The 13,540-nt window shown below is 63.6% G+C and carries 15 protein-coding genes; 7 read left to right on the forward strand and 8 right to left on the reverse strand.

The genetic code is table 11. The features are described 5' to 3' along the window. Positions 1-9: 9 nt before the first annotated feature. Genes J1M87_RS03255 through J1M87_RS03265 form a run of 3 tightly spaced genes read right to left on the reverse strand, consistent with a single transcriptional unit; the run spans position 10 to position 3,284 of the window. The gene (locus J1M87_RS03255; RefSeq protein ID WP_206487762.1) at positions 10-723 is read right to left on the reverse strand and encodes a cysteine hydrolase family protein; all 714 of its coding nucleotides are present in this window, start codon (positions 721-723) and stop codon (positions 10-12) included. Further along, on the reverse strand, positions 720-2,552 hold the full coding sequence (atzF, locus tag J1M87_RS03260) for an allophanate hydrolase (RefSeq protein ID WP_206487764.1): 1,833 nt from the start codon (positions 2,550-2,552) through the stop codon (positions 720-722). Before atzF ends, J1M87_RS03255 begins: the two co-directional genes overlap by 4 nt. Positions 2,553-2,609: 57 nt before the next feature. After that, positions 2,610-3,284: a GntR family transcriptional regulator gene (locus J1M87_RS03265; protein WP_206487766.1), complete on the reverse strand. Its 675-nt coding sequence runs from the start codon at positions 3,282-3,284 to the stop codon at positions 2,610-2,612. 103 nt (positions 3,285-3,387) lie between these two features. Here J1M87_RS03265 and J1M87_RS03270 point away from each other — a divergent pair, with 103 nt between their 5' ends. Further along, on the forward strand, positions 3,388-3,684 hold the full coding sequence (locus J1M87_RS03270) for a DUF503 domain-containing protein (RefSeq protein ID WP_206487768.1): 297 nt from the start codon (positions 3,388-3,390) through the stop codon (positions 3,682-3,684). 22 nt (positions 3,685-3,706) lie between these two features. Here J1M87_RS03270 and J1M87_RS03275 read toward each other — a convergent pair whose 3' ends face one another. Continuing rightward, complete coding sequence (locus tag J1M87_RS03275) at positions 3,707-4,270, reverse strand: dihydrofolate reductase family protein (RefSeq protein ID WP_206487770.1); 564 nt, start codon at positions 4,268-4,270, stop codon at positions 3,707-3,709. Between the two features lie 80 nt (positions 4,271-4,350). Here J1M87_RS03275 and J1M87_RS03280 point away from each other — a divergent pair, with 80 nt between their 5' ends. The 5 genes from J1M87_RS03280 (at position 4,351) to J1M87_RS03300 (ending at position 7,101) form a co-directional block, all read left to right on the forward strand. Next, positions 4,351-5,511, forward strand: a complete 1,161-nt coding sequence (locus J1M87_RS03280; RefSeq protein ID WP_206487772.1) for an FAD-binding oxidoreductase — start codon at positions 4,351-4,353, stop codon at positions 5,509-5,511. A gap of 19 nt (positions 5,512-5,530) precedes the next feature. Continuing rightward, a complete protein-coding gene (locus J1M87_RS03285) occupies positions 5,531-5,830 on the forward strand; it encodes a hypothetical protein (protein WP_206487774.1) in 300 nt (99 codons plus the stop codon). 48 nt (positions 5,831-5,878) lie between these two features. Then, entirely contained in the window at positions 5,879-6,298 is a 420-nt protein-coding gene (locus tag J1M87_RS03290) for a hypothetical protein (RefSeq protein WP_206487776.1), read from the forward strand. Further along, positions 6,295-6,591: a transcriptional regulator gene (locus J1M87_RS03295; protein WP_206487778.1), complete on the forward strand. Its 297-nt coding sequence runs from the start codon at positions 6,295-6,297 to the stop codon at positions 6,589-6,591. Before J1M87_RS03290 ends, J1M87_RS03295 begins: the two co-directional genes overlap by 4 nt. 90 nt (positions 6,592-6,681) lie before the next feature. After that, entirely contained in the window at positions 6,682-7,101 is a 420-nt protein-coding gene (locus J1M87_RS03300; protein ID WP_206487780.1) for a VOC family protein, read from the forward strand. Between the two features lie 18 nt (positions 7,102-7,119). On the opposite strand, the gene J1M87_RS03305 is transcribed toward J1M87_RS03300, so the two are convergent. The 4 genes from J1M87_RS03305 to J1M87_RS03320 all read right to left on the reverse strand — a co-directional run bounded on the left by J1M87_RS03305 (position 7,120) and on the right by J1M87_RS03320 (position 11,951). After that, on the reverse strand, positions 7,120-8,391 hold the full coding sequence (locus J1M87_RS03305; RefSeq protein ID WP_206487782.1) for an MFS transporter: 1,272 nt from the start codon (positions 8,389-8,391) through the stop codon (positions 7,120-7,122). Positions 8,392-8,419: 28 nt separating this feature from the next. Continuing rightward, positions 8,420-9,046: a GyrI-like domain-containing protein gene (locus J1M87_RS03310; RefSeq protein WP_206487784.1), complete on the reverse strand. Its 627-nt coding sequence runs from the start codon at positions 9,044-9,046 to the stop codon at positions 8,420-8,422. Positions 9,047-9,097: 51 nt separating this feature from the next. After that, positions 9,098-10,642, reverse strand: a complete 1,545-nt coding sequence (locus J1M87_RS03315) for a sodium:alanine symporter family protein (protein ID WP_241256301.1) — start codon at positions 10,640-10,642, stop codon at positions 9,098-9,100. 91 nt (positions 10,643-10,733) lie between these two features. Then, complete coding sequence (locus J1M87_RS03320; protein ID WP_241256302.1) at positions 10,734-11,951, reverse strand: EAL domain-containing protein; 1,218 nt, start codon at positions 11,949-11,951, stop codon at positions 10,734-10,736. Positions 11,952-12,100: 149 nt separating this feature from the next. Here J1M87_RS03320 and J1M87_RS03325 point away from each other — a divergent pair, with 149 nt between their 5' ends. Then, a complete protein-coding gene (locus tag J1M87_RS03325) occupies positions 12,101-13,537 on the forward strand; it encodes a serine/threonine-protein kinase (protein ID WP_241256303.1) in 1,437 nt (478 codons plus the stop codon). Positions 13,538-13,540 lie beyond the last annotated feature (3 nt).

A 13,540-nucleotide genomic window follows, 5' to 3' on the forward strand; every position in this document is an offset into this window, starting at 1 on the left:
CGCTGGGTCCTATCGAGTGGCCGAAGTGGGGACGGTGGCTGACAACGCGCTCACGACGTCGTCCGAGGGGGCGGTCCACCCGAAGATGCCGCCCTGAGCCGAGATCATCTCGAGGCCGACACGGTGGAATTCCGGGAAATACGAACCGACACAGTCCGTCACCACCAGGCACTCGTATCCGCGATCGTTGGCTTCCCGAACGGTGGTGTGCACACACACCTCGGTCGTCACACCGGTGACGAGCAGCGTGGTGATTCCTGCGCTCGCAAGAATGTCGGAGAGTTCGGTTGCATAGAACGCCCCCTTTCCGGGTTTGTCGATGACCGTCTCGCCTTCGATCGGTTTCAACTCGTCGATGATGTCGTGACCGAACTCGCCGCGAACGAGGATGCGGCCGAACGCTCCCGGATCTCCTATTCGTTGCGATGGGGTCCCGCGTCGCAACTTGGCCGGTGGACAGTCCGACAGGTCCGGAAGGTGGCCCTCTCGAGTATGGATCACGGGAATCCCAGCCTCCCGTGCGACCGACACGAGTGCTGCGAGGGGTTCGATCACGCATCGAAGCAGGCCGACGTCGTTGCCGAGACTCTCACCGAACCCTCCGGGCAGCAAGAAGTCACGCTGCATGTCGATGACGAGTAGTGCGGTCGTTTCGGGATCGAAAGTGAATTCCGACGGCGATGCCGACGGAATCCTCGCCTCCCGAACTTGTGTTGAGGTCATGAGATCTCCTGTGCTGCAGTGGAAATATCGGGTATGGATTTGATCGCCCGGGAATATGCCCGCCAGCCACCGAACTCGCTGATGTCGTCGACGGTGTGACGGTCCGCCCCGGTCTGCACAGTCGCGTCGCAGACGTAGCCGAGAACGTCGGACCCGTCGGCCAGCTGCACTCGTCCCAGAGCGAGCACCGCCGGCAGTCTGCCCGCGAGTACAGCAAGAGAGGCGACGGGCAGACGCCACCTCTCCACGTCTATTGCGCTGCCGCCGAATGGAACTCGCAGCAGGCCGGGCGTCGGATCGGAGGTTCCGATCCGGAGCAGGGTGTACGTCGGTGCGGTGGTCGTCGCCTCCACCAGAGATCCGCCCAGATCGAGCAGCTGAGGATTGGCCCGCTCACCCGACAGGTGGTGCCCGGCAACGACGATGTCGAGGGTCTCGACTGCCGATTCTGCGGCCGCACTCGGTGTCGAGACGACTCGTCGCTCTCCGAGCAATTCGGCCGCAACCGCGAGAACGGTGTCGTCGGCCAGCGCAGGCCCGATCACCATGAGGCTGACCGGTCGACCGTCCTCGGTCAGTCCGACGGGAACGGCCACCGCCGTCAGGTCGAGCAGGTTTCCGAAGTGGGTGTAGTGACCGAGCGCTGTATTGCAGGCGATGGGATCCGCCAATACCTCCGTGACGGTGAAGGTGGTTCCGATGGTCGGCACGACCATCACATCCATCGTGGTCCACAATTGCTCCACCCGTGCACGGAGCTGCTGAAGCGTCTGCAATGCCCGAAAAGCATCGACGGCGGTGTAGGCCCGTCCGCCCAGGAAGATGTCGCGGACGACGGGCACGATCGAGTCCGAGTGCTCGGTGAGGAAATCATCGAACTCGACCAGGCGCTCGGCCACCCACGGTCCCTGATACAGCAGCGATCCGGCGTCGAGGAAGGGAGTGAGATCGACTGCTGTGGTTCGGAATCCGTGCTCGGGTAGCGAACTGCGCGCGGCCGAGTGCGCGTCGGCCATGGTCGTGTCACCGAAGAACTCCAGCTGTCCTGGGTCCGGCAGTCCGACGGTGATGTCGTGGCCGTCGTATCGGCTACCTCGCGGACGTGACCAACCATCAGCCGGATCCTCACCACATACGACGTCGAAGACGAGATCCAGATCCTCGACGGTGGACGCCATCAGGGTGATGCAATCGAGCGACTTGCATGCGGGTACGAGTCCGGTGGTACTGATCAGGCCACGCGAGGGCTTCCAGCCCACGATTCCGTTGAGCGCAGCAGGCACTCGACCGGACCCGGCGGTGTCGGTGGCGACGCAGAACGGCACCTGCCCCAGAGCGACCGCCAGTGCCGATCCGGAACTCGAGCCGCCCGAGATCATGTCGTTGCCGTAGACACTGCGCGGGATGGTGTGCGGCGTGCGGGTGCCGTTCAGGCCGGTGGCGAACTGATCGAGGCTCGTCTTGCCGACGAATATCGCTCCCGCGTCGAGCAGTGCTTGAACTGCCGGCGCCGTCGAATCGGGTGTGTGGGCATAGTCGGGGCAGGCCAGCGTGGTCGGGTACCCGGCTACATCGATGCTGTCTTTCACGCCGAATGGAATTCCGTACAGGGGCAGAGAACGCGCATCGGGTCGAGCATCTATCGCTGCTGCCGCAGCGAGCAGATCCGTACGAGATACGACGGTGATCCACGTTCCGTCGTCACCGCGTGTGGCGACGGCTTCCGAGAACTCGTCGACAACGTCGACGAGAGTGACCTCGCCGCGGCGGTACGCGTCGAGCATCGCGGCGATGGTCGGCCTTGGCCCCGGAACCTGATCTGAATTCATACCGTCGATTGTCGACAGTTTTCTGTTACCGCAGGTTGATGCCGTGTTTCGAGTCTGTTAGGAAATGCTCTCGAGGTGCAGGTACGTCAGTTCACCGTGTTGCCGCAGTGCGGCGAGCGCAACCGAGACGTCGTTCGATTCGATCGCATCCAGCAAGCATTCATGGCGCCGGATCCCGTCGACCGGATTCGCGACCCTCGCTTCCTCCCTGAGGTTGCGCGCCATCGGAAGCTGCAACTTCAGCAGGATGGGCGCATACGCCACATCCAACTGTCGACTGCCGGCCAACGCCACGATGGCTTCATGGAATCGGCGGTGCGCGTCGTCCTTCTCCAGGGTGTCCCCTCGAGCATCGGCCTCACGCATCTCGTCGAGTGCTGCCCGCACCGACCCGAATGCTCTCTCGGGCGGCGATTCGAGTGGGAGCGCACGCGTGATCGCGTGCTGTTCGAGCACTTGGCGCAGCTCGAACAGTTCGAGAATATCCTCTGCGGACCAGACCGTCACCCGAAATCCCCGCCGCGGGAGATGTTCTACGAGGCCCTGCTGAGCAAGCAGCCGCAGCGCCTCGCGCACCGGCGCTCTGCTGATGCCGAGGCGTGCGCAGAGCGTTTCCTCCACCACCCGAGAGCCGGGCTCGAGTGCCCCACTGAGCACCTCGGAACGCACCTGTCGGGTCGCCATTTCGACAAGGCTCGGCGGTAGGGGGCCCTGTCCTACCGGTGCGGTCATGTCGCCAGTGTACGAACCCACGCGCCTGATGGCGTGTATCCACCCGCATCGCCGAGTCGAGTGTGCAGCGTCGGTCGCCCCTCAGCGGTACGCTGACGGGCATATGTGGATTGGATGGATCGAATTCGACTTTCTCCTCGGCGACGTGCACTCACTCAAAGAGAAGCGTTCGGTGATCCGGCCGGTGATTTCGGAAATGCACCGAAAGTTCGCTGTCTCGGTCGCAGAGACCGATCATCGCGAACTTCACCGCCGAGCAGGCGTGGGCGCATCGGTCGTAGCGGGAGACCTCGAACACGTCGTCGATGTTCTCGACCGACTCGAACGCGTCGCGGCCTCGCGGCCCGAACTTCAACTGGTGTCGGTCCGGCGGCGCACCATTCGAAGCGACGACGTCTGACCTGATGTCACCGTGTTGTGCGTCAGTGGCGAACGTCGAATACCTGCTTCTGAATTCCGTTGCCGTACACCTGATGTTCGATCAGTTCGAGATGTGTGGTGTCCTTGTCGGCTGAACTGAACAGCCGCTTTCCCGCGCCGAGCAGGAGCGGAAAGACGAGTAGGTGGTATCGATCGACGAGGCCCGCATCGGCCAGTGATCGGCCGAGGGTGGCACTGCCGTGTACCGAAATGGGCCCGCCATCGGAGTCCCTGAGCTCGGCGACATCATCGATAGAACGCAGAACGGTTGCAGGCCAGCGCGAGTCGTCCTGCTCGAGCGTCGTCGACACCACGTACCGTGGCATCGCGTTGTACCCGGCGAAATCGTCCATGGTGGGCCAGATCGGCGCGAAGGCCTCGTACGAGGTGCGCCCGAGCAGCAGCGCCGTCGCCTCATCCTGTTCGCGGCCCTTGATCTCGTAGGCCGCCGGATCGAACTCGATGCCGGTGAACGTCCACCCGGAGTTACGGTAGCCCGCTTCGCCTCCTGGGGCTTCCATCACGCCGTCGAGAGAGACGAAGGCGGTCACGATCAGAGTGCGCATGGGAGGTCCTCACGGGTTCTCGGGATGGCTCTCGGAATCGTAGATCATGCACCCGGCGTTCCGCAGATACTATCGACACGATGATCGGCATCGACGCGAGCGGAAAGTCCAGGCCTGCATGGGACGACGACCCTGTCGTGTCCGGCTGGACCGGTCTGCCTTCGATGGACGGCCATTGCACCGCCGAGGTCTGCGTCGTCGGCCTCGGGGGTTCCGGTCTCGCCGCTGTCGCTGAACTCCAGGATCGTGGCCTCGACGTCGTGGGAATCGACGCCGGTCGGGTGGCCGCCGGTGCCGCAGGTCGAAACGGTGGCTTTCTGCTCGGCGGTCCTGCAACGTTCTTGCACACCGCGCTCGCGGAATGGGGGCCGTGCGCTCTCGATCTGTATCGGGCTACCCTCGCCGAGATCGATTCGCTCGAAGCACGTCTCGGCTCCGAGGTGGTGCGCCGCACCGGGTCAATTCGGCTCGCGGGGATTCCGGGTGCTCCCGCCGATGCAGCCGATGAACAGGATTGCCAGGCATTGGCGCACTGCTTGGGCGAGCACGACATTGCGGTGGAAACCTACGCAGGCGCGCTCGGCGACGGGATATTCCTACCCGACGACGCAGTGGTGAATCCTGCGCGTCGAGCGCTGGCGATGGCATCGATGTTGGCCGGTCGCGCTCGGCTGTTCGAGCACACCCCGGCGGTTGCACTCGAGCCGGGCGTGGTGACGACGCCCCGCGGGGTTGTTCGGTGCGGTCTGATTCTGGTCGCCGTGGACGGTCGACTCGAACGGATACTGCCTCAACTCGACGGCCGAGTTCGGACGGCACGTTTGCAGATGCTCGCTACCGCGCCTGTCTCGGCGGATCGGCTGCCGTGCCCTGTCTACGGCCGATGGGGGTACGACTATGCGCAGCAGGACGCGTCCGGTCGACTGTTCGTCGGCGGTGGCCGCGATCGGTTCGCCGAAGACGAATGGACGCAGTCGGGCGAACCGACTGCTCAGGTACAGAAATATCTCGATTCGGTCGCCGCATCATTTGCTGGGCAGTCGGTTTCGGTGAACGCGCGGTGGGCGGCGTCGGTCGGGTTCACCACGGACGGACGCCCCCTGTGCACCCATGTCGACGACGGGATGATCGCATTCGGCGGCTACAACGGAACCGGCAATCTGGTGGGGCCGGTCACCGCACGTGCTGCCGTGGCATTGGGCATCGATGGGATCGAAGTGCCGCAGTACCTCGGTAGCTGACACATGGCAGGGTGGGGTCATGACCGCAGAGCCCGAGTCGACCGAAGACGGTCGCTACGTCGTCATCAAGGGGCGGCGCTGGCGCGCAACGGATCCCAAGATTCCAGAGCAGCGCGATGCAGAGCTGCGATCGATCCTCATGGACTGGCGCAGGGAGGTGAAACGCACATCGGGTGCTCCTGAGGCTCGCGCCGGTGTACAGGCCACCAAAGTTGCATTGGGTGAGCGCGGAACACCGTGGTGGGAACAGTCCGACGACGAACGCCGAAGGCGCTGGGAAACAGAGCTCCCGCGACCGGGCGGCGAACGCAAGAGCTGACCACACCAATGGTTGCCATAGTGGAAACTATCCAATACAGTTTCCACTATGGAAAACATCGGCAAGCCCACCCCGTCCGAAGCACGATCCGCTCTCGATGACATCGACCGAGTCCAGCGCGCAGTACGCGATACCCCGTGGCCGGTATGGCTCTATCCGGTCAACGCACTCCTCATCGGGGCGATGGCACTCGCACCTCTGCTGTCCGACCCCGCCCGCTTCGTGGCACTGGTTGCCCTGGCAGCGGCAATCGTGGGGGTCAACACGATCACCGGATACCGCATGGGCACCCCGTGGGCATTGCCCACCAACAGGACATTCCAGTTCTCTGTGATCCTGTGCGCGGTCTTCGTCGTGGCGTCGGTGGCGTTCACTCCCCCGACCTGGCCAACGGTGCTACTCGCGATCGCCGCATCCATCACATATTCGATCGGCGCGTTCGCTCACTACCGCAGCACGAGCCGATGACCGACGATCTCGATCCGATCATTCACCCTGCGCACCGACTCCGGATCTGCGCACTCCTCGCGGCCGGCACCACCGTCGAACTCGCAATCGTCAAAGAACACTGTGGGCTCAGCGCGTCGGCTCTGAGCAAACAGGTCAGTGCTCTGGTCGATGCGGGATACGTCGACCAGCAGCGATCTCGCACGGACTCGCGTCGGATATGGCTGTCGCTGACCCACGAGGGCAAGACCGCCTATCGCCGTCATGTGCACGCTTTGCGCGCACTTCTCGCGGACTCCGAGGCCTCGATCTGACTCGATCGGTGAGTTCACAACGTGACCGTTGTCTATTCTTTCGACGGATGCCGATCCGGCGAGCATCGTTCAGCGAATAGAGGAGCCACCATGCCTGTTCTCAATCCCTATCTGTCGTTCCGCGACAACGCCCGCGAGGCGATGGAGTTCTACCGGTCGGTGTTCGGTGGCGAACTCACCTTCACCACGCTCGGCGAGGCCAACGCCAGCGAGGATCCCGCCGACCAGAACAAGATCATGCACGGTCAGCTGACCACACCCAGCGGATTCACGCTGATGGGTTCGGACACCCCGTCGTCGATGGAGCACACCACCGGAAACAACATGAGCGTCTCGCTCAGCGGCGTCGAAGCGGATGAACTGACCGGCTACTGGAACGGCTTGACCGTCGATGCACAGTTCACGATGGGCCTGGACAAAGCCCCGTGGGGCGATACGTTCGGCATGTTGACCGACAAGTTCGGTGTGCAGTGGATGGTGAACATCATCGGTTCGCCCGACGGTAACTGAGCCACGCCGCCGGATCGGTCAGCGGGCGAGGGTCTTCGGCGGAACGACCTGTCGCAGACCCTCGGGGCCCCAGCCTCTGTCCAGCGCGAAGATCAGTAGCGCGCAGCCGAATCCGGACAGTACGAAAGCAGATCCGAACATCGCCGTGTAGCCCAGAAGGTCACCCACCACACCTGCTGCCAACCCGGCCACACCCTGTGCGAGGACGATCGCGCACGCCATCAGTGTGTAATCGCTCCCCGCGAACCGCTTCTCGGATGCATCCATCATCAGTGCGAACACCGCGACAGTGGCTGCCCCACCGAGCACGTGCTCGGTGATGTTGGCCGTGACCAACAGCGGAAATCCGCCGACGCCGAAGGACGCGACGACATACAACGCGAGGCTCAGGGTTTGGCTCACTCCTCCGATCAGTAGTGCGTGGCGTCGCCCGTACCGAAACGACATCCATGCCCCCAATGCTGCGCCGGCCAGCGCGGCGACCGAGGACACACCGCCCTCGACCAACGCGATCTGGCGAAGCGACAGTCCACTGTCGGACAGAAACGGGCCGACGAGCGCCGAACCCATCGAGTTTCCGAATTTGAAGCCGATGATGAGCAGGATGAACGCCACCATGCCGGGCCTGCGTAGCCGGGACCACCACGCGCCGGCAAGCCGTGCCGGAGTCTCCGACTCGACATGTCGACCGAAATCGCCATCTGCTGCGTTCAACTGCGTGCGCATCCACCACACCGGGATCGTTGTCAGCACGATGAGCAATGCCATTGCGACGAACAGCACCCGCCACCCGGAAAAAGTGAACAGCCACAGCAGCAGCCCTCCGCCGCACACCATTCCGATTCGATAAGCACCGACTTGGAGACCGTTTCCGAGTCCCCGCTGCGCCGCGGTGAGCGTACGTACGGCGATACCGTCTGTCGCTATATCCTGCGTAGCCGAGATCGCGTTCATGACGAAAATACCGACGAACAGCCAGCGCAAGGTCGACGACAGATCGAGGAACGACAACGCCAGTGCCACCAGGGCAGCCGCGCACTGCAGTGACAGCAGCCACCGTCGCCTGGATCCGTAGCGATCGACGTACGGTGCCCACAGAAACTTCAGTGCCCACGGAGCGAACAGCACACCGGTGGCACTGATCTCGACGAGCGAAAATCCCGACTCTCGTAGCACCACCGGCAGTGCCTGGGTGAAGAATCCGAAGGGCAGTCCCTGAGCAAAGTAGAGCGCACCGAGCAAGGTCAGGGTGCCGGCCGTGAACGACGCCGGACGCACCGCGTTGGTCATGACGGTCATCGTGTCAGAGCATCGTGGACTACGCGCACTGCGTCACCGGCTGGCGCAGGATGGTCCGCAATTTCGCCGGTTCGACTCGGCGCGGATCACCGAGGTAGATCTCGTGATGTCTGCCGGTCATCGTCAGCCCCGCCTTCGAAATGGCTTCGTCGTGCATGACGGCAAGCACACCCGCCTCGTCGTCGTAGGAACCGATATGCAACGTTTGCACGCACAGCCCCTCGTCGAGGATCTCGAACCGGATCCTGCTCACCGCGGCGACATCGCGCTTGACGCGCGTCGTCGCGATCGCCTCCTCGAACATCTGTCTATCGATCCAGTCCGGCACCATGATCATGGCGGTCCATCTCCAGCGTGCCTTGTTTCGCGCCGTGGTGAACGAGGCCATGTCCTCGGCCCACCACAGCGCCTCGAGCGGCATGACGACGTAGTCCCGCTCGAGCTGCTTCTTGCTGGCGAACTTCAGTGCATAGGCCACTGGATAGAGGGCGGCGAGTGCCTGCGCATACTCCGGCGCTGTGTTCGGATCGCCGCTGCCGTCGATCATCAGGTAGCTCAGCGGCGGCACAACGACGGTGCGAAAGACGTTGTGCCGCGCCGAGTATGCGTCGAGAGTCTTCTTGAAATCGATCTTCGACGACGCCATGACTACCTTCGGACGATCCGCTTCACTCCGGAGCGTCGAGGGCATACACGCTCAGCCATCGACATCTACCTTGTCGGGCTCACCCCGTCGCATCGCCATGTATTCGGACAGTTCACGCTTGACCACAGGCAACAGCAGGTACAGGCCGGTGATGTTGATGAATGCCAGCAGGAACAGGGTGGCGTCGGCGAAGTCCAACACCGAGCCGAGCGAGAGCACAGTTCCGATGACGGTGAACACGCAGAACATGACGTTGAAGAAGGTGCGCGAGAGTCGGCTGCGACCGAACAGTGACGTCCATGCCTGCAGTCCGTAGTACGCCCAGGTGATCGCTGTCGACAGAGCGAACAACGCCACCGCGATCGTCAGCACGTACGGGAACCACGGCAGCACGGTCTCGAAGGCGTCCGAGGTCAGCGTCACTCCGCCCGCCGGTAGTTCGCCGGTCTCGGCGACGATCGCGCGCTGGTCCTGCCAGGTGACGGTGTTTGCGATGACGATAGTCAAAGCCGTTGCGGTACAGATGACGACTGTATCGATGAACGGCTCGAGCATGGCCACGAAGCCCTCGGTGACCGGGTGTCGGGTCTTGACCGCCGAGTGAGCGATGGAGGCCGATCCCAAGCCCGCTTCGTTGGAGAATGCGGCTCGCTGGAAACCGATGATCATGACCCCGAGCACACCTCCTGCAACGCCCTCGGGCGAGAATGCGCCCTCGAATATCGCGCTGAATGCGCTAGGGACCGAACGAAAGTTGACGCCGATGACGACAGCACAGGCGACGATGTAGACCAGCGCCATGGACGGAACGAGCTTGGCAGTCACCGACGAGATCGACTTCATGCCGCCGATGATCACCAGACCGATGATCGTGGCGATGAACAGTCCGAAGGCTGCCTTTGCCCCGTCGGAACCAAGGAACCCGTCCGCGCCGCCGGTAACGGAGCGAACCTGGGCGTAGGTCTGGTTGGCCTGGAACATGTTTCCGCCGCTGACGGCGAAAAAGGTGATGATGATGGCGTAGAAGACGGCCATGACCTTGCCCAGCTGTGCAAGCCCTCGCTCCGCGAGCCCCTTGGTGAGGTACTTCATCGGACCGCCGGAGACGGTGCCGTCCTCGTTGATGTCTCGGTACTTCACACCGAGGGTGCACTCGACGAATTTCGACGCCATACCCAGTAAGCCGGCGAGAATCATCCAGAGGGTGGCACCGGGTCCGCCGAGCGTTACCGCGACCGCGACGCCGGCAATGTTGCCGAGTCCGACGGTTCCCGACACCGCGGCCGTGAGTGCCCTGAAGTGACTCACCTCCCCCGGAGCATCGGCCTCGTCTTCCTTGCCACTGACCAGAATCAGGGATCTCTTGACTCCGCGAAACTGGATGAACTTGAACGTGAGCGTGAAGACGATGGCACCGAGGATCAACCACAGCACGATCAGCGGCACAGCGGCACCGCCGATGTCGACGGTGAAGAAGACGACGTTCGACACTGCGGCAGAAATCGGATCGAACGCGTTGTTGATCGCTGTTTCGATCGATTTGAGTGTGCCTCCGTCCGCGGCCAGAAGATCTGTTGCGAGAGGATGAGAGCTCATGACTTCGAGTGAACAGCAGATGGACGACGGGCGATGCAATTTACTGCATTTCGAGCGAGAATTTACGTGATCTTGACTGGCAGGCGTCGACTCATATCACGGTTCGATCGGGTACTCGTCGGAGCAACACGGTGGCCGCGTCGAGTACCACGTGGCGGTCGTAGGTGAGTCGGTAATCGTAGTTCGGTCTGCCGTCATCGCCCACACCACGTTCGACCGCTATCAGCGCCGCGCTCGACATCGGAGCCACGACCACGACACAGCGTTCTATCGCCAAAGGTTCGTCTGCGCCCACGAGCACTGCTCTGAAGCTGTGCTCCATCGGCGCTGGATGCGTGTCGAACACAGCAGTGAGAGCGGTGCAGGCCGCCAATTCGTCGTAGATCGCCGCGCGGGCGGGGGTGAGTCCAGTCGACGTGTCGAGCGTCGCCAACACGACGGTGGAGCTGCCGGTGCCGCAAGCACTGCGAAGCAGGCTGTTCTCGATGGCGTCGAGCAAGGTCGAATCGGCGTGTCGGGGAGCACTGAGGGGCTGGGTCACGCCATAGGGCGTGACCGCTAACGGTGCACGCACGGTCACTGTCGCATTCAGCTCGAGCGAGCGAACCGGCTGGGACGCCACACCGAAGTCCGGCAATGATCCCGGTTGCCCGTACAGGTACCCCTGCCCCAGGACTGCCCCCATGTCTCGGGCGTAACCCTCGTGTCGATCGGTTTCGATTCCCTCGGCCAGTACCAGGGCACCGGTGCATTCGGCCTCGGCGGCGACGGCAGCAACGATGGCTGCAGTCTCGTCGGTCGAGCGTCCTTGCACGAGTGTCATGTCGAGCTTGATCACGTCGGGTCGCAACAGCGGGATCAGCGCCAGGCTGGTCGAATCCGCACCTACATCGTCGATGGCGACTCGCCAACCCAGGTTTCGGGCGTGCTCGGCCGCCCTCAGCAGCCCGGCCGGATCGCCCATCAGGTCGCGCTCGGTGATCTCGACGACGATCGACAGTGCCGAGGCTTCGGCGAACATCGGCAAGCAATCCGGTGGAGGCGGCACATCCAGCGCAGTGGGTTCGGCGTTGACGAACAGCGCCAACCGGTCGGGATAGCGAGCTTCGACGGCACCTTGGAGGGCAGTTGCCCTGCACCGCCAGTCGAACTCGGCCGTGAGCGACTGCTCTCGTGCTGCGCGCAGTAGGTCCGTCGGCGTCGTCGGTGGCCCCTCGCCGCAGGTCCGGACGAGTGCCTCGTACCCCACTACGGATCGGTCGTCCAGGGCGACGATCGGCTGGTACGCGGACGTGATCGGAACAGACATCGGCGAGATCGGCACACCAGTCGAATGGGGACGCATGGTGGGGCCTTCCTCGACGCTGTTCGCTCTGTCCCCACCCAACCGATCATCATGCCCGATGGGACCGTGGACGGGACGTCCGACTGCTCGTTGTAGGCCGATTCTGTGGATATATGGTGCTCGAAGTAGTCGACGAACGGCGGTTGATCATGGCGGGAGCAGATCCGCGTGCCCATGGCACCGACGATCACCTTTTCGCGGGTCGCTATCGACTCGGTGCCGTTCTGGGACGCGGCGCGATGGCGGACGTCCGAGCGGCCGATGATCGAGTGCTCGGCAGGTCCGTGGCAGTGAAAATCTTCCGCCACGGCGAGCCGGAGGACATGGCGGGACGCATCGACGCCGAAATTCGGACACTTGCGTCGCTGTCTCATCCCGGCCTGGTGACATTGCACGATGCAGGAGCGGCACCGGATACCACCGGGGTGCCGGTGCCGTACCTGGTCATGGAACTGATCGACGGTGCGACGCTCGAGTCCTATCGCGCAGGCCGATCGATGCCAGGTGCCGATGTCGCACGGATCGGTGTCGAGATCGCAGAAGCACTCGCCTACATTCACGACCGAGGGGTGGTGCACCGGGACATCAAACCGGCCAACATACTCGTTGCGCAGCCACCGGACGTCCGCGTCGGGCAGTGCGCGAAGCTCGCCGATTTCGGTATCGCCCGCATCGTCGACGCCGAACGACTCACCGCACACGGAACCACGGTCGGTACCGCGCACTACCTCAGCCCCGAGCAGGCCACGGGAACGTCTGCGGGACCGCCGACCGACATCTATACCTTGGGCCTGGTCCTCATCGAGTGCCTCACCGGCACAATGGTATTCGCGGGCAGCGCCGTCGCGTCGGCCGTTGCGCGCCTGCACCGTGATCCTGAAGTTCCCGAGACTCTCGGGCCGCACTGGCACTCGCTGCTGACGGCAATGACTGCGCGGCAGCCGGAGGATCGCCCGGACGCTGCTGCAGTTGCGCACCGACTGCGTCGGCTCGCGCGAGGTTCCGATTCTCTTCCGGCGACTACCGCACTGCCCGTTCCACCCGTTGACACAGTTGCCGCCGAGCAAGTTCGGCACTCCACAGCGGATGCCTCGTCGCCCCGGCGATGGATCGCGCCTGCCGCGGCCGTCCTCTTCATCGCGCTGGGAGCCGGGATCGTCTGGTTGGCCACCGGTTCGCAAGACCGCTCCGTCGAAGTGCCGGCGTCGCCCGATGCCTCGACGGTGTCGGAGTCGACGGCGGCCGTGACCACAACTCCCGCGCCGGTACCGCAGCCGGTGATTCCGGCGTTCTCGAACCCGTCCGAGACCGCGCCGGTGCCAGGGTCCGATCCGGTGCCCACAGACTCGGTCGCGCCCGCCCCTCGACAAGGGAACGGAAACAACGGCAATGGCAACGGCAACGGCAACGGGCGTGGCAATGGAAACTCGGACCCCGTGAATCCCCGAAACATCAACCCCGGCAACAGCAACCCCGGCAACAGCAACCCCGGCAACGGAAACCCGAGCAACGGCAACTCCGGTAACGGAAACTCGGGTCGAGGAAATTGAGTA

It is taken from the genome of Rhodococcus sp. KRD162 (assembly GCF_017168335.1).
GTDB lineage: Bacteria > Actinomycetota > Actinomycetes > Mycobacteriales > Mycobacteriaceae > Rhodococcoides.